The organism is Arthrobacter sp. ISL-72 (genome assembly GCF_018613755.1).
In the GTDB taxonomy this organism is placed as follows: domain Bacteria; phylum Actinomycetota; class Actinomycetes; order Actinomycetales; family Micrococcaceae; genus Arthrobacter.
The window spans coordinates 91,791-113,892 of the sequence record NZ_JAGGPP010000027.1 but is presented as its reverse complement, the minus strand read 5'-3'; the positions used below and the strand labels follow the sequence as shown (position 1 = coordinate 113,892).

Genomic DNA, 22,102 nt, shown 5'->3' with positions numbered 1-22,102 from the left:
CTCTCAGCATGAGCGAGACTGCCGCCAATTCAGTGACCCTCCGCTTCCTTGCGGCCCCCACGGACGTCGGCCACAGCGGCTCCGTCGACGCAGGAACTGTGCTGGAGTGGGTGGACAAGGCGGCCTACGCCGCGGCAGTCGGCTGGGCCAAGTCGTACTGCGTCACGGCCTATGTGGGCAACATCCACTTCGCGGATCCCGTGAACAGCGGCGACATGGTGGAAGTCACTGCCACGATCGTCTACACCGGACGGTCCTCCATGCACATCCGCACCGTCGTGTCCTCGGGTGACCCGAAGGGGGGTCCCGCCACCATGCGCAGCCAGTGCATGGTGATTTTCGTGGCCGTGGGGCCGGACGGGAAGCCGGTCCCCGTCCCGCAGTTCGAGCCCTCCACGCCGGAGGAAATTGAACAGCGCGACCACGCCCTGGCACGGATCAAGGTCCGCGAGGACATCGTCCGGGCGATGAACGCTCAGGAATATACCGACGCCGGAACGGCCGAACGGGTTGTGCTTCGGTTCATGGCGGCCCCCACGGATGTGAACTGGGGCGGCAAGGTGCACGGCGGCATCGTCATGAAATGGATTGACGAGGCCGCCTACGTCTGCGCTTCCCGCTACTGCGGCAAGGATACCGTGGCCGTGTTTTCCGGCGGCGTGCGGTTCTACCGGCCGTTGCTGATCGGCCACGTGGTGGAAGTGGAAGCGCGCCTCGTATACACCGGCACCAAGGGGATGCACATCGCCGTGCACGTCCGGTCGGGGGATCCCAAAGGCCGGGAAATGAACCTCACCACGTACTGTCTGACCGTAATGGTGGCCCGCGACGCGGCCGGGAACTCCGTGCCGATCCCGTCGTGGGTTCCGGTCTCGGACGAGGACAAGCGCCTTCACGCCCACGCCCGGGAACTGCTGGAGATCCGGGGACGCGCGCCGGGAAACCGGCTGCCCAACCACCTGCTCGCCGGCGGCGGGGCCCAGCAGGGCTAGCAGCCCCGCGGCTAGAAGCCGCCGCCTCCGGCGTCGGCCGCCATGTTGGCGAACCGGGAGTAGTGGCCCTGGAACGCCACCACGATGTCCTTGGTAGGGCCGTTACGGTGCTTCGCGATGAGGATGTCCGCCTCGCCGGCACGCGGCGACTCCTTGTCGTAGACGTCCTCTCGGTGAAGCAGGATCACCATGTCGGCATCCTGCTCGATTGAGCCGGATTCGCGGAGGTCCGACACCATCGGCCGCTTGTCCTGGCGCTGTTCGGACCCGCGGTTCAGCTGCGACAGAGCGATCACGGGCACCTGGAGCTCCTTGGCCAGCAGCTTCAGGGCACGGGAGAACTCGGAGACTTCCTGCTGGCGGGACTCCACCTTCTTGCCCGAGCTCATCAGCTGCAGGTAGTCCAGGATGACCAGCTTGAGGTCGTGCTGCTGCTTGAGGCGGCGGCACTTGGCCCGGATTTCCATCAGCGACATGTTGGGGCTGTCATCAATGAACAGCGGAGCGTCGTTCATCCGGCCCATGGTGGTGGCGATCTTGGACCATTGCTCGTCCTTGATGGTGCCCTTGCGGAGGTCCTGGAGACCGATGGTGGCCTCTGCGGACAGGAGGCGCATGGCGATCTCGTTCCGGCCCATTTCCAGCGAGAACATCACCGTTGCGAGGTTGTTCTTAATGGCAGCCGAACGGGCAAAGTCCAGGGCGAACGTCGACTTACCGACCGCGGGGCGTGCGGCGATGACGATCATCTGACCGGGGTGCAGGCCGTGCGTAAGCTCGTCGAGTTCATAGAAGCCGGTGGGGACGCCGACCATGCCTTCGCCGCGGTGTCCGGAGGCCTCGATTTCGTCCACGGTCGATTCCATGACGTCCTTAAGGACCACGTAGTCCTCCGCCGTGCGCCGTTCAGCCACGGCGTAGACCTCGGCCTGCGCCTGGTTGACGAGGTCTTCCACTTCGCCGTCCGAGCCATAGCCCAGCTGGACGATCTTCGTTCCCGCGTTGACCAGGCGGCGGAGGACGGCACGCTCGGCGACGATTTCCGCGTAGTACCCCGCATTGGCCGCCGTGGGGACGGTCTGGATGAGCTCGTGCAGGTAGGCAGGGCCGCCGATCCTGTTGATCTCGCCGCGCTTGGTCAGCTCGTCTGAGACCGTCACGGCATCGGCAGGCTCACCCCGGCCGTAGAGATCGATCACGGCTTCGTAGATCGTCTCGTGGGCGGGACGGTAGAAGTCCTGGCCCCGCAGGATCTCGACAACATCGGCAATCGCGTCCTTGGACAGCATCATGCCGCCAAGAACTGATTGCTCAGCGGGGATGTCCTGGGGCGGCTTGCGGCTGCCTTCGGAACTCCGGGTGCCCTCGATTGGGTCCAGGTGCGTAACTGACAAAGCTGCCGTCCTCCATTGTGTACCGCGGCGGGCTTGCGTTGCCGTCGGTGCTGTAGCTATCTGCCTTTGGGTTGCCCTGCGCATTGGAAACCCCGCTGCGCGGCAGGTCAAGTACTACCGCCCGGCACTGACAGTCTTTCTGCAGGGTCCCGCCCCCAGTCATCCAGGCCACGAATCCGGTTATCCCCAGTTTGTGCAAGTTATCCACAATTGGGCGCCCGGGGTGGCCGGGAGTTGCGCTGCAGTAAGGCTGTGCGTGCGGGAAAATCGCGTACTAATGCCCCGAAAACAGGTACTCCGCTACGTTAGTACCGCTTCCCTCAGCCACCAAGCCCGGATACATGCACACCTGTGGATAAGTTGTGGACTAATGCCCCATGCTTGTGCACAGCCTGTGTGGATGCCTGTGGAAAGTAAAAAAGTTTCGGCTCCAACAGGCCGCTGACCTGCGGAAACACTTGAAACCGCTTGTGGATTAAAGATTCTTTTAAGGAACGTTCATCCACAGCTTGCAGGTTCAGGCTGGGGATACTGGCGAGTAAATCGGTCCGGAGTGACGGAGAATATACCGCCTGTGTGATTGAAGTCGCAGGGATCCCCGGGAATTGACGCTTTCGGCCCCGGCCTGTATGTGCGATTCAGAATATGCTGTGGATAACAGCGAACTGGCATAAGCTCTATTCATGGGCGATGTATTAATGGATATGGTGCCGGCCCTCATCTTGGTGGCATTGATCTGGGCCGTTTCAACGGCCCTCAAACCGCGGGACACCGGGATCTCGGACGCCGAGCGCTACCAACTGGAACTGGCCATCCGCGCCCAGGCCCATTACGCCTCCCAGGTCAAGGCTGCCACCGCCGCCCGGGCACGGGTTGAGGCAGCCACCCGGCCAAGCCAGAACGAACAGCAGCACTCGCAGCAGGCTGACCACGCGCGGGATGCCTTGCGAGCCCGGGCCATCTCCGGCCCGGGCGTAGGCATGCACGGATACCAGGCGCAGGTCCTCCCGGGCGGCCAGTTGAACCCGCAGTTCGCCTTGCAGTTGCAGTCCATGGCCCGCAGCGGGCAGAAACTCCAAGCCATCAAGATGCTGCGGCAGGCGACGCATTCAGATCTTTTGACCGCCAAGAATTACGTAGATCGGCTGTAGCAATGGAACCGCTAGCGATCCCCGTCCTGATCCTGCTCCTCGTGGGAGCCGGCGTCCTACTGGTGGTCCGCGCCGTCGGCCGCCGCACCGCGGCAGCCAAGGCGGGCAAAGAGGTACCTCCGCATGACCCGGTGGACCTGGCCCGCGCCGCGGCCGCCAAGCTCACCGAGGAGCAGCACCGGCGCCTGTACACGCTGATCGCCCAGGGACAGGCCATGGCCGCCATCAAGCTCTACTACGAAGCCTCAGGCGAGGGCCTGCGGGCCTCGCGCGACGCCGTCGGCGCCCTGGCGGCGCACCCGCAGCCGTTCCGGTCCGCGGCCGCTGAGCCCGCGGGGCAGGACGACGACGACGATACCCCCCAGCGCTTCCCGTACCGCTACCGCGCCATTGCCAGCAAGGGCGATGTCACCCGCGAAGTCAGCAGCAACATGTTGAACGACGAAATCTACGGCCGGATCCGTACCCTGGCCAAGAGCGGCGACACCGAAGCGGCGGCAATGGCCCTGACACGCCACTCAGACATCTCGATGAAGCAGGCCCGGGAGTTCATAGCACTGCTGGACGACTGAGCAGCGTTCGACGCAGCCGGGCAATTCTTCTCAGAAGTCGAAGAGCTCACCGAGCCAGCCTTCCTTCTTCTTTCGCCGGCGATCGTCATAGCGGGGCTGATCGTAGCGCGGCCGGTCCCGGCGGTCGTCATAGCGGCGCTCATCCGGTCGCCTGGTATCCCGGCGCGACTCCAGGTTGGTGTACAGCGGAGGCGGGACGGGCCCGGGCAGCGGCGCAGCCGGCGCCGCGGGAGCAGCCGGGGCGGGCGGCGTTAGCTCAGCCGCCCGGTCGATGATCTTGTCCAGCTCGCCGCGGTCAAGCCACACGCCCCGGCACTGCGGACAATAATCGATCTCCACTCCGCTGCGTTCGCTCATTACCAGGTCAACTGAATCCACAGGGCATTTCATGTCCGGCACAACGAGCGAACCTCCGGAATAGTTCGGCGCCCTTCCGGCTCCTCCTACCGGCCGTTCGAAATCCCGGCCAGAAGCTGTTCAAACGGCAGGGACTCGGCGGCAGCCGTTTTCTGCCGCCGCGGCGCACCCGTTACCAGCAGAGCGAACTCCTCGGCAGCCCGGTCGATGCGCACCGAAAGGGGCGACCCGCCGTCGTCGCTGTTGCCCCAGTCCTGCGGACCGGCAAACACGCCGGTGGCCGCGGTGCGGGTCCGGAGGTAGCTGAACAGGGGGCGCATCGCGTAGTCCAGCACCATCTGGTGGCGGTCGGTGCCGCCGGTCGCCCCGAGCAGCACGGCCTTGCCCTCCAGCGACTTCGGGTCCAGAACGTCGAAGAACGACTTGAAGAGGCCGCTGTAGGAAGCGCTGAACACCGGAGAGACGGCGATGATGCCGTCCGCTTCCTCCACACCCGCAATCACCTCAGCGAGCCGCGGCGCCGCATAGCCGGTGACAAAATTGTTGGCGATGTCCACCGCGAGGTCCCGGAGTTCCACCACGTCGACGCTCGCTGCAAATCCCGCGGCGGCCAGCCTGCGTTCGGCCGCTGCGGCGAGCTGATCGGCCAGCAGCCTGCTCGACGACGGGACGCCTAATCCGGCGGTAAGAACGGTTATGCGGCGGGTTTCCACGGTTTGCTCCTGAGGGTCAGCGGTTAATCCATAGTACATGCGTTTGCATCTACTCACTAAACCTGTCCGCTTCTGCCTTTATTCCGGCCGGACTTCCGGGCGCCCGCACCCACCTCCGCGTAGACCTGCTGACAAGCGAAGCGTCCTCTGCCAGACTGCCGTCATGGCGGAAAACAAGACCCGGGCGACGGACGCCTCCGTGCAGGACTTCCTTGACGGCGTGGAGAACCCTGCACGCCAGCGCGACGGCTTGAGGCTCCTGGCCCTGATGAAGGAAAACACCGGGGAAGAGCCGGTCATGTGGGGTCCCGGCATTGTGGGTTTCGGAAGTTACCACTACCGCTACGAGAGCGGCCGCGAAGGGGACACCGTGGCAGTGGGGTTCTCGCCGCGGAAGGGGAGCCTGTCACTCTACGGGCTCACCTACGCGCCGGAGGCAGCTGAACTGTTGCCGCACCTGGGCAAACACAAGGTGGGCGCAGGATGCCTCTACATCAACAAGCTGGAGGACGTGGATGAAGCGGTCCTGGCCGAGCTCATCCGGGCGGGCCACCGGCACTCCACCACCGTGATGCACCAGGACTAGCCCGGCTGACAGGCCCGGCACCACGGAACCCGGGCATTAAGAACAAAGGCCCCCGCAGTCGGTTCCACGAGGAATCCGAAAGCGGGAGCCTTCAGCAGTTCAGGTCTGCGTAGCACTCCGGCACAGGGCCGGAGGGATTACTTTCCTGCGACTACGTCGAGTTCGATCACAGCAGCAACGTCGTCGTGCAGACGGACGTTGGCCTGGTAGGAACCAACCGACTTGATGTGTGCCGGCAGTTCAACCTTGCGCTTGTCGATGCGGCCAAGGCCAGCAGCCTCAACAGCGTCGGCCACGTCGCCCTGCTTGACGGTGCCGAACAGGCGTCCGGTCTCGCCAGCCTTGACAACGAGCTTGACCGGCTTGGCGGAGAGTGCAGCCGCCTGCTTCTGAGCGTCTTCCAGGGAAGCGTGCTCGCGGGCAACGCGGGCAGCCTTGATGGACTCAACCTGCTTCTCGCCACCCTTGGACCAGGTCAGAGCGAAGCCGCGGGGCAGCAGGAAGTTACGTGCGTAACCGTCCTTGACCTCGACAACATCGCCAGCAGCACCGAGACCGGTTACTTCGTGGGTCAGAATGAGCTTTGCCATGTTAGTTAATCCCTTCCTTAGCCGCGGCCAGCGCCGGAGTAAGGCAGCAGAGCAACTTCGCGGGCGTTCTTAATTGCCTGGGCGATCTTGCGCTGTTCCTGCACCGTGACGCCAGTGACGCGACGGGCGCGGATCTTTCCGCGGTCGGAGATGAACTTGCGCAGCAATGCTACGTCCTTGTAGTCGATGACAGTGATGTCAGCGGCCTTCAAGGGGTTGGACTTTGGTTTGGGCTTACGGAGTTCAGCCTTAGCCATCGTGGAGCTCCTATTCTATGGAGCCCGTGGATATTGATCCACGGGATGGTGGTGGTCCGACGGCGGCACTCACCCGGGAGCCGTGAGGCATCCCGGCGGGTTCCGGCGCCGGACCTTAATTATTGGTTAGAAGGGAGGTTCGGAGTCCGGGCCGTTGCCCCAGCCGCCGCCCGCGTTGCTGACCCCGGGCGTCGCCCAAGGGTCATCCTGCGCTGCGGGCTGGTTGCTGCCCCAGCCTCCTCCGGTGTTGCCGCCCTGGTTTCCACCCTGGCCGCCACCGAATCCACCGCCGCTGTTGCCTCCGCCGAAGCCGCCCTGGCCACCCTGACCGCCGGAGCGCTGGGTGCGGTTGACCTTGGCATTGGCGTATCGCAGGCTCGGGCCGATTTCATCGACTTCGAGCTCGATAACGGTGCGCTTTTCGCCTTCTTTGGTTTCGTAGGAACGGCTCTTCAAACGGCCGGAAACGATAACCCGCATACCCTTCGTGAGGGATTCGGCGACGTTTTCGGCTGCTTCACGCCACACGGACGCGCGGAGGAACAGGGTTTCCCCGTCCTTCCACTCGTTCGACTGGCGATCGAAGGTGCGGGGCGTAGAAGCGATGGTGAAATTCGCTACTGCCGAACCTGACGGTGTGAACCTCAGCTCGGGGTCATTGGTGAGATTACCGATGACCGTAATAGTGGTTTCGCCTGCCATCTACTGCCTCCTTGTTCGTTCCTGCGGGGTAAAGATTGAATGGACGGTGCCGAAATTACTCAGCAACGACCTTCTGCTCTTCGGGGCGGGTGATCTTGGTGCGCATGATGGTCTCGTTGAGACTCAGCTGGCGGTCAAGTTCCTTGGCGGTTTCCGGCTTGGCGGTGAAGTTCACCACGGCGTAGATACCTTCAGACTTCTTCTTGATTTCGTAAGCCAGTCGGCGACGGCCCCAGATGTCAACCTTTTCGATGGTTCCACCATCGTTGGTGATGACGTTCAGGAACTTCTGAAGCGACGGCTCAACGGTACGCTCTTCGACCTCGGGGTCGATGATTACCATCAATTCGTAAGGACGCATATGTGAACCCACCTCCTTTGGGCTAAGCGGTTACGGCATTTCCGTAACAGGAGGTTCATTTGCGGTGCCGTGCCCATCCGGTCCCCCAAAACGGAGGCAGGACGCAGCACAGACTTCACAATCCTAGTGCATTTGGACCGGTTTCGGCGATTCGTGACTCCGTCAGGCTAGTCAGGTCACGTGCCCCGCGGAATCTTGCCTGGGCGGTATGTGGAAACGGGCGGTATGTGGAAAACGGCCGGGAAGGGTTCCCCCGGTTTGTTTGGCTAGAGTATCGACACATGGACACCAACCCTCCGCACACCACGGTCAAGCGAAGCCGGCTGCGGTTCTTCGCCATGGTTGCGGCGGGCCTGGCGGCCGCGGCGGCAACAGGCCTGTCCGGACATTGGGTGCAGGCGCCGGCTGTCGGCTGGGCCAGCGCCGCAGTGGTCTACGTTGCCTGGGTGTGGCTGGTGGTGGGGCGCCTCGACCCCGCCGGGACGCGCGCCCACGCCACCGCGGAGGACCCTTCCCGCAGCGCCACCGACCTGCTGATCCTGGTGGCCAACGTCTCAAGCCTCGCTGCTGTCGCCGCCGTCGTGGTGGACTCCCACCAGACGGACGGCGGATCGCAACTGGGAGGCGGGTTCCTGGCCGTCGCCTGCGTCGCGGTGTCATGGATCCTGGTGCAGACACTGTTCACCCTGCGCTACGCCGAGCTGTACTACAGTCCCGCAAAGCGGGGCGGGTCAGACGCGGGCGGCATTGATTTCAACCAGGAGCGCCCGCCCCAGTACACGGATTTCGCCTATTTGGCGACGAGCCTGGGCATGACCTACCAAGTGTCCGACACCAATCTGCAGAACCACGTCATCAGGGCCGAAGCGCTAAAACACAGCCTGCTTTCCTATCTCTTCGGCACAGTGATCCTTGCCACCACCATCAACCTGGTGGTCGGACTCGCCTAACGGCTATGCCGCGGTTCGGAAGAACAGTTCCGAGACCCGGGCCAGCCGGTGCGGGTCCTCCACCCCGCAGAGCTCGCGTGCGGAGTGCATGGACAGCAGCGGCACTCCCACGTCCACGGTCCGGATGCCCAGCCGTGTCGCCGTCAAGGGTCCGATGGTGGACCCGCAGGGCATCACGTTGTTGGATACGAACTCCTGGTAGGGGATGCCTGCCTCTCCGCACAGCCGTGCCCAGAAAGCGGCACCCGGCGCATCGGTTGCATACCTCTGGTTGGCGTTGATTTTGAGCAGCGGTCCGCCGTTGAGCACGGGGCGGTTGACGGGATCATGGCGCTCGGCGTAATTCGGATGCACCGCATGTCCGGCGTCAGCAGAAACACAGAACGACGCCGCCAGCGCCTGCCGCCGCTGGCTGACGGACGCGCCCAGGCCGTCCGAGATCCGAACCAGGACGTCTTCAAGAAACGGCCCGCAGGCGCCGGACCGCGAGTTGGAGCCGATCTCCTCGTGGTCGAACGCCGCGAGCACGGCAATCGGCCCGCCATCCACCGGCGTTCCGGCGTGTGCGATCAGCGCCGCCAGGCCCGCGTGGGTTGCCGAAAGGTTGTCCAGCCTGGCGGAGGCGAAGAACTCTCCCTTGGCCCCGAAAACCGCCGCCGGCTGCGTGTCTGCCACTACGACGTCGTACCCGCCGATCTGTGCCGGGTCCACCGGCGCCGAGCCGGGATCGGGTGCGGTGGCCCGTGCCGCCAGCAGCGCGAGGAGGTCTTCGCCGGCGGGGTCGCCGAGGCCGAACACGGGGTTCATGTGCTGCTGCTTGTCCAGCACCAGGCCGTCGTTGACCGCCCGGTCCAGGTGGATGGCGAGTTGCGAGAAGCGAAGCAGGGGGCCGGTGGCGGTCAGGCGCTGTGTGCCGTCCAGCATTACCAGCCGCCCGGCCAGCTGCAGTTCCCGGTCCAGCCAGGAGTTCAACAGCGGTCCGCCGTAGACCTCCACGCCTGCCTGCAGCCAGCCGAACTTTCCCGTGGTGGGTTTGGGCTTGAGCTTGAAAGACGGCGAATCGGTGTGCGTCCCCAGGATGTTGAAGCCGGTGGTGGGACCGGCGCCCGCCGGGGTCACCCAGGCGATCAGGGCACCGTCGCGGAGCACATAGAACCGTCCTGCAGCACCACTCTCCGTGCCGCTGTCCGTGCCGCCGTCCGTGCCGCCTGGTTCGGTGGGGCCGCCGGAACCGGCCGGCCAGGCCTGAAGCTCATCCAGGCCGGTGAATCCCGACTCGTCCAGCCGCCTCGCAGCTTCCTGCACGGCATGGAAGCTCGACGGCGACGCGCTGACATAGGCGCCAAGGTCCTGGATGTGGTCTGCGGCAGTGGCACTGGAAGGCATGGCTCCGAGTCTACGGTGCCGCACCATCCGGGATGCTGTACCCCGCCGTCCGCCGAAGGAGGTCGCTAAACGGTGACGTTGAGTCCCGCCGTGTAGCCGCCCGCAGCAGAACCGGACATCGTGGCCAACTGGTGGATCCCGCCGTCGTCACCAAAGACGTTGTCCGAGGTGAGTGTGGTGTTGGGGAAGTTCCGTTTGCTGGTTTCATAGCCCGCCGTCGCGTAGACCTCGTTGCAGGCTGCCTCAGTCAGGGCGATCTGGGAAACGGCCAGCACCTGGCCCGCCGCGGTGGCATTGCTCATGGATTCGAAAACTTCGAAGTGGATGTGCGGCCAGCGGCCGTTGTACGCCCCGGGAAAGATGGTGCTGAACGAGAGCTGCCCGTTTTCGTCCGCTTCCTGGACTCCCCGGAGGTAGTTCTCGCGTTCAAGCCCGGAGTCGTACATGGAGTACTTGCCGTCGCGGTCGCAGTGCCAGGCATAGACGGCGGCTCCCGCCAGCGGTTTGCAGCCGTTGGAGTTGTCCAGCAGGGTCAGGGAGACGGTCAAGGGGACCCCTTCGGCCTTGATCCCGGACGTCCCGAAGCTGGCCGTGATGTCCTGCCGGATCACGCCGGAAGCTTCCAGGACGTTGGGACCGTTCGACCCGTCGCCCGGATACGGTCCGGCAGTTTCCTGCGGAACTTCGACGCCGCATTCAGCGATGGCCCGGGTGAGCGTCGGGGACGCCGACGGTCTCGCCGAAACAGACGCGCCCGGGGCCGCCGTTGTTGCCGAACTGCCGGCGGAGGCCGGCGCCGTGCCGCCCGTGGCTCCGGAGGTGGACCCGCCCGGCGTGCATGCCGCGAGGGCCGCCGCTGCGGTGCCGGCACCGAAAAACAGGCCCAGGGAACGCCTGCTCATCAGGGTGGAGAGGTCGAATTCCAGGCCGCGGTCGTGGTTGGGGTGGGGTTCATGGGGAGGCTGCGGTGAAGTGCTCATGGAGCCATGAAACTCCGGGGGCCTATGCGGCGCATAGACCTTTCCTGTGAGCACGCTGTGCGGCTACGGCAGGGGCGACAGCGCTGCCCGCAGCCGGCGCATTTGCCGCTTGGCGGGTGCCCGGGGCTTGACGAAGCGCCTGGCCTTCGCGGACGCCCTGGCTTTCACGGACTCCCTGGGCGAGGTTGCTGATCAGGCCGGTGCCGGCACATTCACGCATGGCCGCTATACCGGCAGCAGCTGCCTTGGTGTCCGGAAACGACCGTGAAACGGCCAGCACAGTGCCGTCCGGTCCGATCATCCTGAACCGGACCTCGGATGCCTCGTCAATGTAAAGTTCGAATTGTCCCGCCATGTTTTCCTTCGCTGGGGTGATCGGCTTGAGGTGACCGGAGAGGTTCCCCACAATGATGCCCGCCAGCCCCGGGCGGCGTTAGGGACGAAAGTCCCTTAAACGGACCAATTCTGAATTATGCCCACACCCCTGCTTCAGCTGAGTGCCCAGCTCATCCAGGGACTTTGGTCCCTAGTCCCCGTCTCCGGATGGGTGTCTACTGGTCTATGGTCAGGGTTGCCCGCGGATGGCCCCTGCCACGCGCCAATGGCGCGTCGCCACAAGAACTACCCAGGGGAGAAAAGCTATGTCCGGTGCGTTGAAATGGTCCCCCTTCGAACCGGCCAGGTGGCCGTCCGCACAGGACGGGTCCGGAAGGACCACCCCGGAGTTCGTTGGCGGCGTCGGGCGGACCTTCAGCGCCGCGGATGAACCGGCCAACCTCCGTACCGAGGAGGTCACCGTAGACGAGTACGTCGATCAGGAGACGCTCGTGGTCCGGGCCGAGCTGCCCGGAGCGGACCCGGACGGCGACATCCAGGTAGCCGTGGCCGGAAGCGTGCCGCAGATCCGGGCAGGGCTTGCAGAATCCCATGACCATCCCGACAGTGCACGCTTGCGTTCCGGCTTGCGGTACCGTCCCTTCACCCGCAACCTGCCAGTGCCGGCGGGGGTCACGGAAACGGACATCAAGGTGTCCTTCCGGGAGGGCGTCCTGGAAGTCAGGACCCCGCTTCCCGGTGCGCCGGGAACGGATGCCGCGGAGAAGCGGCTCCCCATCAGCCGGGATTAACTTCAGCGCATCACCATCCAGCCGGGGCAACCGGGAAGAAGCAACAGAATAATGGAACGGGTCCGTCAATGGAACTGAAATCGCAGTGGCACCGCCTTGATCCCGCCACCCGCCGGTGGCTCATCAACAATCCAGGCTGTGTGGTGTTGCCCAGGACGATCGCAAGCGTTGTTGAACGGGTGGCGGATGAGCCGGTGGTCCGCGACCAGCACGGCGGAATCCAGCTTAGCGCCGAGGACGTCAGGTTCATCCGGACCAGGATTTCCGCGACGTCCGACGCGGAGCCCGGAAACCAGAAGTCCGGCCACCTGGATTAGGTGACCGGACTCCCGGTTCCGCCGGTGGCTCCCGGCTGGACTAACGCTTGGACAATCAGGCTAACGCCTGGATATCACGACGCCGTGCCTGCGTGCGCGCCGGATTGTTCTGTCCGCGTGTCGGTATCGTTTGCCCGTGTTTCGGTTCCGGCCGGGGCCTCCGCTTCGGACGCAGGGATGCCCTTGCGGTAACGCCAGACACCGAGGCCCACCACCACGGCGGCCAGCGCCAGCGAAAGCAGCAGCGACTCGCGTGTGGATTCCACAATCACCATGCCGATCAGCAGTGCAACGATACTGGCGATGGCCACCCAGGTCAGGTACGGGAAGAGCCACATCTTGAGGGCAAGGTCCTGGGCGGCTGCACCCATCCGCCGCCGGAGGACCAGCTGCGAGGAGGCGATGACCAGCCAGACGAACAGCGCAATCGCACCCGAAGTGTTGACAAGGAACAGGAACACCGTGTCCGGTGCAACGTAGTTCAGGCCCACGGTGATGAAACCCACCACGGTCGAGGCCAGCACGGCAGCGGCCGGAACGCCCCTCTTGGAAATCCTCGTCCACGCCCGGGGTGCATCGCCGCGGCTGGAGAGCGAGAAAAGCATGCGGCTGGCTGTGTAGAGGCCCGAGTTCAGGCAGGACAGCACCGAGGTCAGCACCACGACATCCATGATGGTTCCGGCGCCGGGGATGCCGAACAGTTCGATCACCGCGACGTACGGGCTCTTGGCCACGGACGCGGAGTTCCACGGCAGCAGCGTGACCACGATGGCAATGGAGCCGATGTAGAAGACCAGGATCCGCCAGACAGTGGATTTGACGGCCTTCTTGACGGCATCCACCGGATTCTCGGATTCACCGGCCGCGATGGTGGCGATTTCAGCTCCGAAGAAGGAGAACACGACCACAAGTATGCCGGCGAGCACTGCCCCCGGCCCGTTCGGGAGGACTCCGCCGTTGTTGATCAAATTGTCCAGCCCGGGTGCGGGAACTCCGGGAACCAGGCCCAGAATGGCCGCGATACCGAAGAGCAGGAACAGCACGATGGCCGCCACCTTGATAGAGGCAAACCAGAACTCGAACTCGCCGTAGGATTTTACCGATCCGAGGTTGGTGAGCGTCAGCAACACCATCAGGACCAGCGCCCACACCCACTGGTCGATACCCGGAACCCAGCGGTGCATGATCGCTGCCCCCGCAGTCGCTTCGATTCCCAGGACGATGATCCAGAACCATGCGTAGAGCCAGCCGATGCTGAAACCGGCCCACCGGCCCAGGGCCTTATCCGCGTAGGTGGAGAAGGACCCGGTCTCGGGGCTGGCCGCGGCCATCTCCCCCAGCATCCGCATCACCAGGATCACTACGATTCCTGCCGCCATGTAGGCAAGCAGGATCCCCGGGCCCGCCTGCTGGATGGCAGCACCCGAGCCCACAAAGAGCCCAGCACCGATCACGCCGGCAATGGCGATCATGGACAAGTGCCGTGGTTTCAAGGATTTGGAGAGCTGTTGGTCAGCGTGCATGGAAGCGCCGTCCTTCGTTGAGGGTGCGGGCCCGGTGCGGGCACGGGTTTCGCGTGCGTCAGGCCACATTTCTTTTTCACCCTAGCCCGGAGGCCGGAAGCCTTAGCTTGTGCAGTCGAACATTTTGACCGGGCCGCAAACGGAGCTTCCTCCAATGAACACCACAAATATGCAACATAGATAGACTGGCACGAAACAATGAAATGTGCCGGAAATCTTACCTCGAAGCAGCTAGTAGTCGGGATTGCTGGGGATCACCAGTCCGGTTTCGTATGCATAGACCACCGCTTGGACCCTGTCGCGGAGGTGCAGTTTGGCGAGGATCCGGCGCACGTGCGTTTTCACGGTTGCCTCGGAGAGGAAGAACCGGTGGGCGATCTCGGCGTTAGACAGGCCTTCGGCCATCGCCTCGAGCATTTCCGTCTCACGCGGCGTGAGGTCTTCCAGTAACGGGTCCCGGTAATGCCCGTCGCCGGTCGTCTGCCTGACCCGGCCAGTTGCGTGCCCGGAAGCCACCCGCTGTCCGGCCCCAACGGTGGAGGGCTGTTCCCCGCGGACGTAGGCATCCAGCAGGCGGCGCGTGATGCGCGGCGCCACTACGGCATCTCCGCTCGCCACCACGCGCACTGCGCTCACGAGGTCTGCCGGGGCAACATCTTTGAGCAGGAACGCGGAAGCGCCGGCCTGCAGCCCTGCAAAAGCGTACTCGTCCAGGTCGAACGTCGTCAGGATGATGATCTTCGCCCAGGCGCCCGAGGAGGTGATTGCCCTGGTTGCCTCGATTCCGTCCAGTACGGGCATCCGGACATCCATCAGCACTACGTCCGGGTTCAATTCCCGGACCTGCCGGATGGCCTCCGCCCCGTCGGATGCTTCGCCCACGACCTGCAGGTCATCCTCGCCCTCCAGGATGAGCCGGAAGCCCATCCGCAGCAGCGGCTGATCATCCACGAGCAGGACTTTGATCGGTGCATTGCCAGTCATGATTTTCCTTGGTCCCCATTCCAATTCAGTACCGCCCTGACGCGCCATCCGCCGCCGGTCGGCCGTCCGGCTTCCACCGTACCGCCATAGATGCCGGCCCGCTCGCGCATGCCGGTCAGGCCCTGGCCGGACCCCTGGGGCCCGGCTCCGGCGGATGCCGTTCCCGGTCCGGCCGCGGACCCCGCTCCCATGGTGCCCTTGCCGTCGTCGAGCACTTCAATGCTGACTGCGCCGTCGGCGCGGACCATATTGACGTCCACCCGGCTCAGCGCCCGGCCGTACCGGAGCACATTCGTGAGCGATTCCTGCACAATCCGGTAGACGGTCAGCTGGAACGCAGCGTCGTCAGGAAGGGCCGGCCCGGTATGCGAATAGTGCAGCGGCAATCCCGCTGTGCGGAAACCCTCAAGGAGCTTGTTAAGGCTGTTTCCCGCGCTCAGCGGCCGGCGGGGTGCCTGTACGGGCGTTTCGTCCCGGAGGACACCCAGCACCCGGCGCATGTCAGCCAGCGCCGTTCGTCCGGTCCGGGAAAGTTCGGCAAGCACCTCGGCGGCCCGGTCCGGACTCTTCCTGACCACCACTGCGGCGCCGTCGGACAAGGTGACCATGACCGTCAGGGAGTGAGCCACGACGTCGTGCATCTCCCTGGCGATCCGGTTGCGTTCGGTGACGGAACCCAGCTCGGCAGTCCGTGCCGCCCAGGCGGCGATTTCCTGTTCGTGTTCGCGGCGCTGCCGGACCGAGATGCCGATTCCGGTGGCGATGATGTTGGACAGCGTGATGGTGATGCCCGCGACGATCCCGAAGACCAGCTGCGAATTCTCCGGCGCCGCGGGACCTCCGTTGGGCAGGGCCCGTTCCAGCGGCCCTACGAGGGTGAGGAAGTACAGCAGGGACAGCGGCGCGTTGGCCAGCGCCAGTGCCGTGATGGCGAACTTGCGAGTGCGCCGGACGGCCAACGCGTAAAGGGCAAACCACAGCCCTGCGGACACATTGGAACCCCAGGGATGCAGGTACGTGACGCCAACTTCGAGCGCTGCCACTGTGGCAACCACGGCCACCGGACGGGACCGCCGGAAAAAGAGCACCGTGGCGATGGCTGCGAGCAGCGCAGTTGCGTGCCAGTCGCCGTCGAGCACGGTGTCCACCGCGGTGGGCATGACCAGGAGCAAATAGCAGAGCACCACCACAGCGTCCATGACACGGGGGCGGCGGTGCAGGTAACGGCGGAGCCTGCCGCGGCGGCGGTCCGCGAGTTCGGCAAAGGACGCATCGACCAGGTTTCCCGCCGATGCGTCCTTCGCCAGCGCTTCTTTAAGCATGGGTTGAGCCTAAACGGCACTTCCGCTGCGGGGCCCGCTCATACGTCGCGCTTCTTGAGCAGGATCATGGCAAGAACCGCCGGCACTACCACCCACGCGCCGAGCACCAGGGCTGCCTGCCACACTTCGAGGTTCCCGTCGAGGTGTTCCACCGCCGTCAGCGGCGTGACCGTGTTGCCGGGAAGGTACTTGCGGGCTTCCTCGAAGAAGTCGCCGGGAATCAGCTGGAAGGCGATCGGTGCCACAAAGAACAGGCCTACCAGGCTCATGATTCCGCCGGCTGAGTTCCGGATGATGCTGCCCAGCGACATGCCGATGGAGGCCACAGCGGCCACGTAGAGGCTGTTGACGAGGAGGAGCTTGACGGACTGGGAGCTGGTCAGGTCCAGGCTGAGGTTGTAGTTGTCCAGGATGGGGACGGACACCAGGCCGGCCAGCAGGGTGGAAACGCCGGTGAGGACGAACGACACCACCACAACCACAACAAACTTCGCCACAAAGGCAGGGATCCTCTTCGGCACGGCCGCGAACGTGGAGCGCGCCATTCCGGTAGTGAACTCGGAGCTCATGAGCAGGACACCCAGGGACCCAAGAATCAGCTGGGCGAACGCGATGCCTGACGTGGGTGCGCTTACCGCAATGTCTCCGCCCTGGGCAGCCATCTGGGCTGCAGCTTCCGGATCGGATGCCATCTGCTCGCGGAACTGCCCTGTCGACCATGCGGCCAGGGCACCGAAGCCCACCATCACCAGCATCGTGGAACCGAGCAGGATGAGCGTGGACAGCAGGGTACGGAACTTGATGAACTCCGAGTTCAGCACGCGCAGGAAACTTGGGCCGGGTCCGGGTGAGGCCTGGCGGGCGGCCGAACGCGCGTCCTGCCCAGCAGGACCGCCGGCCTGCGGGTTCCCTGCGCTTTGACTGCGGCGGCCTGAAGGGTTGGGTTCCAACGTTGTTGAGCTCATGCTTACATGCCTCCGGTCTGGGCGGGAACGGGGGCTCCCGTGGTGATCAGCGAGTGGTATTCGACCTCGTCCTTGGTCAGCTCCATGTAGGCCTCTTCGAGGCTTGCCTGGAGCGGGGTAAGTTCGTAGATCATCACGTGGTTGTCAAGGGCCGCACGTGCGATCTGCCGCGGGTCCAGCCCCTTGACCTCCAGCAGTTCGTGTTCCTGGGCCTCCACGGAAACTCCCGTCCCCGCGAGGAGGCGCATGAGCTGTTCGCGCTGGTCCGTGCGGACGCGGGTCCGGCTCGCACCCTTGCCGGTGATGATGTCCTTGATCGGAGCGTCGGCGATGATTTTGCCGCGGCCGATCACAATCAGGTGGTCCGCCGTCATGGCCATCTCGCTCATCAGGTGGCTGGACAGGAAGACCGTGCGCCCCTCCGAGGCCAGGTACTTCACCAGGTTGCGGACCCACACCACGCCCTCCGGGTCCAGCCCGTTGACCGGCTCGTCCAGGATGATGGTCTGCGGATCGCCCAGCAGCGCCGCGGCAATGCCCAGCCGCTGTCCCATTCCGAGCGAAAAGCCCTTGACCTTCTTTTTGGCGACGTCGGCCAGGCCGGTCATTTCGATGACCTCGGTGACGCGCTTCCTGGGAATGCTGTGGGTGGCGGCCATGGCCAGGAGGTGGTTTTGCGCCGACCGGCCGGTGTGGACGGCTTTGGCGTCCAGCAGGGCACCAATTTCACGCAACGGGGCCGCATGTTTGGCGAACGGCACACCGTTCACGGTGACCGAGCCCGACGTCGGCGAGTCCAGTCCCATGATCATTCTCATGGTGGTGGACTTGCCTGCTCCGTTGGGGCCCAGGAAGCCGGTGATCTGGCCTGCCTGGACCGTGAAATCTACTCCGCCGACGGCGGTTTTATCGCCGTAGACCTTGGACAGGCCTCTTGCTTCAATCATGGAAGCGTTCCTTTGCATAGCTGGGGATGCGGTGACGGCTTCTGCTCCCGGCAGTTCCGTCCGTATCTCCCACGCTACTGACCAACGGCTGCTATTTCGCCGGTCTCAGGGATGATTCAGGGTGGAATCAGGGTAGTCCCAAGGGATGACAATGAGGGGGTTACTCCGGCTGTGGTGAGTAGTACGTCAGGGCCCCGCGCAGCACGGAGAATTCAACGCGGCGCACGCCTGTCATCGCTTCCCCGTCCACGGCCAGGGCCATCGGCGATCCCGCGGCTTCCACCGTTACCTTTGTGGACTCGCTCAAGTGCGTGATCCTGGAGGTGGCCACGGTGCCGGTCAGCACCGACCACAGCAGCCGCAGCCTGGCAAACGACTCGTCGGCGGTGATCATCCGCAGGTCCAGGACCCCGTCGTCCATCACGGGCCGCACAAGCGGAGCATGATCGCGGGGAAAGTAGCGGCCCCGGCCAACGTAAAGAATCCACAGTTTGTGCCTGACGCCATCCACGATCATGGTGGTGGGCGTCCCGGCGGCGAAGGTCCGGAACATTGCGGCCACCCCGGCGAGCGGCCTTCCCAGGGCCGGCTGGAGTTGTTCCCGTCTGCGAACCAGGTTGGGATACAGGCCGATGCTGGCGGTGTTGAGCATGATCCGCTCCAGCTTTTCCGGGCTTCCGGCGAGGCCCCGCTCCACCAGGACATGCCCGACGTCGGCCCGGGCTACCGAACCAGTGGACGCCGCTTTGACGGCATCCTCGAGCGAGGATATTCCGGCATCGCGGGCGAAGTGGTTGAGCGTGCCGCCCGGCAGCCCAAGCAAAGGCAGTGAAAGTTCGACGGCGACGGCGGCCGCAGTTCCCACCGTTCCATCTCCGCCCCAGACGCCCAGTCCCGTGACGCCCGGACGGGCTGCCACTGCTTTGATTTCCGCCGCCACATCGCCGGGTTCGCTGATCTCATGTACATGCGCCAAAGGGAATACGTCTTGAAGGGCCTTTATGGTCTCCGGGGCATACGAGCCGCCTAAAGTGTTGACGGCGATGCTGAGGCCTTCCCCGCCCGGCAGCTTGGCGGCTTGGGCGGGCGTGCGGCTGACCGCCGGGAAGGGCGGGCGGACGGGCCACCACTTCCGCGTAATCATGGCCGCACCCACGCCAATGGCGGACCCGAACAGCACGTCCGACGGCCAATGCGCTCCGGTATGTACGCGGGAATAGGCCACGCCGGCCGCGAGGGGCGCCACGGCGGCACCGATTGCCGGCTGGACTAGGCCGGCCCCCACGGCGAAAGCCGCAGCGGAGGCCGAATGGCCCGACGGCATCGAGGAGCTGGTGGGCTGCGGGTGGACGAACCTGAAGACGGGCAGATGCTCGGGGAGCGGGCGGGTGCGCGGAAGGAGCGTTTTGAACACCAAGTTGGTAACCGCGGACGCCACGCCCTGGGCGATCACCCCGTGCAGTGCAGCCCGCCGCGGCTTTCCGGGAAGAAGGGCAAGTCCTCCGGCCACCGCGAACCACAGCTTGCCATGGTTTCCGGCCGCGGAAAGCCGCCGGAACAGGACATCGTGGTTGCCGCCTGGCAGCGTAGACACAGCCTTGAGCAAGGTCCGGTCCAGGCCGGCAACGAGTCCCGGGCCCCTCCTGAGCATGCGTCGCATGTCCCCACCCTACCGCCGCCTGCGTGGGGCGGTAGGGGGATGGGCAGGGTGCGGCGGCGGAATCGGCTGCCCGCGGCGTTGGTTCGGGCCGCGCTACTCGTTCCGCAGCGGCGCACCCGGCAGGGGCTTGGCGGCGCCCGCAAGGAGGAGTGCCACCACGATGGGCACCATGATCGCGAGCAGGGCCAGGTGGATGCCGGTGAGGTCACCGAGGTATCCGAGGAGCGGCGGTCCGGCCAGGAAGGAGATGTAGCCCAGCGTTGACACTACTGAAACACGTGCGGCAGCCTTCCCGGGATCATCCGCAGCGGCAGACATGCCCATGGGGAAGGCCAGCGCGGCGCCGATTCCCCAGAGTGCTGCCCCGGCTGTGGCCAACCAGACATTGCCGGCCAGGACGAACAGGCCCAGGCCCGCGGCTGCCGCGGCCATGCTCGCCCGCAGCACCGCAACACGGCCGTACTTGTCGATCACGAACCCGCCGCAGAACCTCATGGCCGTCATCGCCAGGACAAAGACCGCAAACATCAGGGCGCCGGTGGATTCGCTGGTGCCCAGGCCGTCCACGGAGGCCTTCGCGATCCAGTCGTTACCGGCACCTTCGGTCAACGTGGCGCCTAGAACCACAACACCGATCAGCAGCGTACGGCTGTCACGCCAGGCGGACTCGCCCTTCGCCGCCGCAGCCTGCCCGTCGGAAGGAACCTCGGCTGCAATGTGCGGCAGGAAATAGCGGGGAGCGACCATGGTCAGCACAGCCACGATTGCCGCGATGACCAGCAGGTGGGCCGGCAGGCCCACGCCCAGGCCGGAGAGCCCGGCGCCGATCAGGGCGCCCACAAAAGCGCCGCCGCTGAAGGCCGCGTGGAACTGGGGCATGATGGTGCGCCCCAGCCGGTGTTCGACGTCGGCCCCTTCGATGTTCTGGGAAACGTCCCACAGGCCAATTCCGATGCCGAAGAAGAAGAGCGCCACTGCTGTGCCGGGCACTGACTCTGCCACCAGAGACAATGCAACGCCGACGCCTGCCACGGCGGCCAGAAAGCCGCTGGCACGGACGGTGTTGGCGGTTCCGATCCGTCCCACCACCCACCCTGCCGTGGGAAGGGCGATCAGCGAACCGACGGCGGTGCAGAGGAGCAGCGTTCCCATCTGTCCGGAGGTCACATGCAGGATCTCGGTAACGGCGGGGATGCGGGCAGCCCAGCTGGCAAACACGAGCCCGTTGATCCCGAAAATCAGGAACGTCGCGGCGGCCGCGGCGTTCAGTTTCTGCGTGGAGACGGCGACGCTCATACATTCACTACTTTCACTGAGTGTTTTCCAAGTTGCGTAAGTTCCTGCGGGCTGAATGACCTGTCCGTGACAATGATGTCAACGCTGTCCAGTGGGGCGACGAGCGCCACGGCGGCGGCGTTCCACTTTGATCCTGCGCAGGCGGCGATCACCCGGCCGGCGGATTCAAGGCCCGCCCGCTTAACGGCGGCGTCATCCAGATCGTGGGCGAGCAGCCCGTCCCTGAAGTTGACGGCGCAGGGCGTCACCACGGCAGTATCGAAACGAAGGGAGCGGATGTTGGCTTCAGCCAGCGGCCCGCGAAAGCACAGTTCGCCGGGCATGAGGCTTCCGCCCGGCACCAGGAGGCCGGGACGGTGGCCGCCCTGGCTTTCCGCCGTCAGGGCATTGAGGGCGGGCAGTGACATGGGCATCAGGGTCAGGTCGCGTTGCCGCAGTTGGCGGGCGATGCCGGTGGCGGTGGTCCCGCTGTCCAGCCAGACATGTTCCCGGTCCCGCAGCAGGCCTGCCACGCCGACGGCGATCCGGGCCTTGGCATCCTGCCCTTCCAGTTCCCGCTGCCCGTATCCGGGATTCTCGCCGCGCAGCACCAGGCTTTTGGCTCCGCCGTGAACCCGGCGGAGGACGCCGCGGCTGGCCAGGGTGTCGAGGTCACGCCGGATGGTGGCGCCCGACGCAGCGCACTCCGCCATCAGCTCGTCGACGCTCACCTCTTCACGGCTGCGCAACAGCTCGCCGATCAGCAGGTGCCGCGCCTCCGTCCTCATGCTTAAATGCTAACCGCAAATGATCATTTAATCAGAATTGGTGGACAGTTTGAGCGGCTAGGGTTCCCACGGTGGTGGAACTCTTCCGCGCGGGACCTTCAATTGGCCCCGACGCTCTCACTTCCTGCACCCAAATCCCCAATGCTCTCTCACCGATGAAGAGAGCGTCTGGTGGAAATGCGCAGGATGTGAGAGATGGTTCC

Annotated in this window: 25 protein-coding genes; 7 read left to right on the top strand and 18 right to left on the bottom strand. The window is 64.9% G+C overall.

All coding sequences use genetic code 11. From position 1 onward, the window contains the following. Positions 1-8 precede the first annotated feature (8 nt). On the top strand, positions 9-992 hold the full coding sequence (locus J7I92_RS19335) for an acyl-CoA thioesterase (protein ID WP_214843132.1): 984 nt from the start codon (positions 9-11) through the stop codon (positions 990-992). Between the two features lie 11 nt (positions 993-1,003). On the opposite strand, the gene dnaB is transcribed toward J7I92_RS19335, so the two are convergent. Continuing rightward, the gene (dnaB, locus tag J7I92_RS19330; protein WP_214843130.1) at positions 1,004-2,386 is read right to left on the bottom strand and encodes a replicative DNA helicase; all 1,383 of its coding nucleotides are present in this window, start codon (positions 2,384-2,386) and stop codon (positions 1,004-1,006) included. Positions 2,387-3,069: 683 nt separating this feature from the next. On the opposite strand from dnaB, the gene J7I92_RS19325 reads away from it, so the two are divergent. Together J7I92_RS19325 and J7I92_RS19320 are read left to right on the top strand one after the other, a co-directional pair. Next, positions 3,070-3,537 (top strand): hypothetical protein, encoded by a 468-nt coding sequence (locus J7I92_RS19325; protein WP_214843129.1) that lies wholly within the window; start codon positions 3,070-3,072, stop codon positions 3,535-3,537. A 2-nt stretch (positions 3,538-3,539) separates the two neighbouring features. Further along, positions 3,540-4,109 carry a hypothetical protein gene (locus J7I92_RS19320; protein ID WP_214843127.1) on the top strand — a complete coding sequence of 190 codons (570 nt, stop codon included), beginning with the start codon at positions 3,540-3,542 and terminating at the stop codon, positions 4,107-4,109. Between the two features lie 30 nt (positions 4,110-4,139). Here the strand turns inward: J7I92_RS19320 and J7I92_RS19315 are convergent, their stop codons facing one another. Both J7I92_RS19315 and J7I92_RS19310 read right to left on the bottom strand, forming a co-directional pair. Further along, positions 4,140-4,499 (bottom strand): zf-TFIIB domain-containing protein, encoded by a 360-nt coding sequence (locus tag J7I92_RS19315; protein ID WP_214843328.1) that lies wholly within the window; start codon positions 4,497-4,499, stop codon positions 4,140-4,142. 53 nt (positions 4,500-4,552) lie between these two features. Then, on the bottom strand, positions 4,553-5,179 hold the full coding sequence (locus J7I92_RS19310) for an FMN reductase (RefSeq protein ID WP_214843126.1): 627 nt from the start codon (positions 5,177-5,179) through the stop codon (positions 4,553-4,555). A gap of 163 nt (positions 5,180-5,342) precedes the next feature. On the opposite strand from J7I92_RS19310, the gene J7I92_RS19305 reads away from it, so the two are divergent. Beyond that, positions 5,343-5,765 carry a DUF1801 domain-containing protein gene (locus tag J7I92_RS19305; RefSeq protein WP_214843124.1) on the top strand — a complete coding sequence of 141 codons (423 nt, stop codon included), beginning with the start codon at positions 5,343-5,345 and terminating at the stop codon, positions 5,763-5,765. 137 nt (positions 5,766-5,902) lie between these two features. Here J7I92_RS19305 and rplI read toward each other — a convergent pair whose 3' ends face one another. The 4 genes from rplI to rpsF all read right to left on the bottom strand — a co-directional run bounded on the left by rplI (position 5,903) and on the right by rpsF (position 7,675). Next, a complete protein-coding gene (rplI, locus tag J7I92_RS19300) occupies positions 5,903-6,355 on the bottom strand; it encodes a 50S ribosomal protein L9 (RefSeq protein WP_011693939.1) in 453 nt (150 codons plus the stop codon). A gap of 17 nt (positions 6,356-6,372) precedes the next feature. Then, the gene (gene rpsR, locus J7I92_RS19295; RefSeq protein ID WP_003800144.1) at positions 6,373-6,612 is read right to left on the bottom strand and encodes a 30S ribosomal protein S18; all 240 of its coding nucleotides are present in this window, start codon (positions 6,610-6,612) and stop codon (positions 6,373-6,375) included. Positions 6,613-6,738: 126 nt separating this feature from the next. After that, the gene (locus J7I92_RS19290) at positions 6,739-7,314 is read right to left on the bottom strand and encodes a single-stranded DNA-binding protein (RefSeq protein WP_214843123.1); all 576 of its coding nucleotides are present in this window, start codon (positions 7,312-7,314) and stop codon (positions 6,739-6,741) included. A gap of 55 nt (positions 7,315-7,369) precedes the next feature. Next, the gene (gene rpsF / locus J7I92_RS19285) at positions 7,370-7,675 is read right to left on the bottom strand and encodes a 30S ribosomal protein S6 (RefSeq protein WP_013602900.1); all 306 of its coding nucleotides are present in this window, start codon (positions 7,673-7,675) and stop codon (positions 7,370-7,372) included. A 281-nt stretch (positions 7,676-7,956) separates the two neighbouring features. Here rpsF and J7I92_RS19280 point away from each other — a divergent pair, with 281 nt between their 5' ends. Next, positions 7,957-8,625, top strand: coding sequence for a DUF1345 domain-containing protein (locus J7I92_RS19280; RefSeq protein ID WP_214843122.1), 669 nt, complete (start codon positions 7,957-7,959; stop codon positions 8,623-8,625). A 3-nt stretch (positions 8,626-8,628) separates the two neighbouring features. Here J7I92_RS19280 and J7I92_RS19275 read toward each other — a convergent pair whose 3' ends face one another. The 3 genes from J7I92_RS19275 to J7I92_RS19265 form a co-directional block, all read right to left on the bottom strand. Further along, positions 8,629-10,011: a M18 family aminopeptidase gene (locus J7I92_RS19275; RefSeq protein ID WP_214843121.1), complete on the bottom strand. Its 1,383-nt coding sequence runs from the start codon at positions 10,009-10,011 to the stop codon at positions 8,629-8,631. Between the two features lie 65 nt (positions 10,012-10,076). After that, positions 10,077-10,991, bottom strand: coding sequence for an intradiol ring-cleavage dioxygenase (locus J7I92_RS19270; protein ID WP_214843120.1), 915 nt, complete (start codon positions 10,989-10,991; stop codon positions 10,077-10,079). Between the two features lie 22 nt (positions 10,992-11,013). After that, positions 11,014-11,346 carry a hypothetical protein gene (locus tag J7I92_RS19265; protein WP_214843119.1) on the bottom strand — a complete coding sequence of 111 codons (333 nt, stop codon included), beginning with the start codon at positions 11,344-11,346 and terminating at the stop codon, positions 11,014-11,016. Between the two features lie 286 nt (positions 11,347-11,632). Between J7I92_RS19265 and J7I92_RS19260 the strand changes: the two genes are divergently transcribed. Continuing rightward, entirely contained in the window at positions 11,633-12,118 is a 486-nt protein-coding gene (locus tag J7I92_RS19260; RefSeq protein WP_214843117.1) for an Hsp20/alpha crystallin family protein, read from the top strand. Positions 12,119-12,186: 68 nt separating this feature from the next. Further along, the gene (locus J7I92_RS19255) at positions 12,187-12,435 is read left to right on the top strand and encodes a hypothetical protein (protein ID WP_214843115.1); all 249 of its coding nucleotides are present in this window, start codon (positions 12,187-12,189) and stop codon (positions 12,433-12,435) included. Between the two features lie 74 nt (positions 12,436-12,509). Here J7I92_RS19255 and J7I92_RS19250 read toward each other — a convergent pair whose 3' ends face one another. From J7I92_RS19250 to J7I92_RS19215, 8 genes are all read right to left on the bottom strand, one after another. Continuing rightward, positions 12,510-13,958: an amino acid permease gene (locus tag J7I92_RS19250; RefSeq protein WP_251040171.1), complete on the bottom strand. Its 1,449-nt coding sequence runs from the start codon at positions 13,956-13,958 to the stop codon at positions 12,510-12,512. A 231-nt stretch (positions 13,959-14,189) separates the two neighbouring features. Further along, positions 14,190-14,942 carry a response regulator transcription factor gene (locus J7I92_RS19245; protein ID WP_214843113.1) on the bottom strand — a complete coding sequence of 251 codons (753 nt, stop codon included), beginning with the start codon at positions 14,940-14,942 and terminating at the stop codon, positions 14,190-14,192. Then, entirely contained in the window at positions 14,939-16,264 is a 1,326-nt protein-coding gene (locus J7I92_RS19240; protein WP_214843112.1) for a sensor histidine kinase, read from the bottom strand. The genes J7I92_RS19245 and J7I92_RS19240 overlap by 4 nt, the downstream gene beginning before the upstream one ends. A gap of 38 nt (positions 16,265-16,302) precedes the next feature. Beyond that, positions 16,303-17,229 carry an ABC transporter permease gene (locus tag J7I92_RS19235; RefSeq protein WP_214843111.1) on the bottom strand — a complete coding sequence of 309 codons (927 nt, stop codon included), beginning with the start codon at positions 17,227-17,229 and terminating at the stop codon, positions 16,303-16,305. Between the two features lie 2 nt (positions 17,230-17,231). Then, positions 17,232-18,176 carry an ABC transporter ATP-binding protein gene (locus J7I92_RS19230; RefSeq protein WP_214843110.1) on the bottom strand — a complete coding sequence of 315 codons (945 nt, stop codon included), beginning with the start codon at positions 18,174-18,176 and terminating at the stop codon, positions 17,232-17,234. Positions 18,177-18,336: 160 nt separating this feature from the next. Then, complete coding sequence (locus J7I92_RS19225) at positions 18,337-19,836, bottom strand: bifunctional phosphatase PAP2/diacylglycerol kinase family protein (protein ID WP_214843109.1); 1,500 nt, start codon at positions 19,834-19,836, stop codon at positions 18,337-18,339. A gap of 93 nt (positions 19,837-19,929) precedes the next feature. Continuing rightward, the gene (locus J7I92_RS19220; RefSeq protein WP_214843108.1) at positions 19,930-21,132 is read right to left on the bottom strand and encodes an MFS transporter; all 1,203 of its coding nucleotides are present in this window, start codon (positions 21,130-21,132) and stop codon (positions 19,930-19,932) included. Beyond that, positions 21,129-21,899 carry a DeoR/GlpR family DNA-binding transcription regulator gene (locus J7I92_RS19215; protein WP_214843107.1) on the bottom strand — a complete coding sequence of 257 codons (771 nt, stop codon included), beginning with the start codon at positions 21,897-21,899 and terminating at the stop codon, positions 21,129-21,131. Before J7I92_RS19215 ends, J7I92_RS19220 begins: the two co-directional genes overlap by 4 nt. Positions 21,900-22,102: the final 203 nt, after the last annotated feature.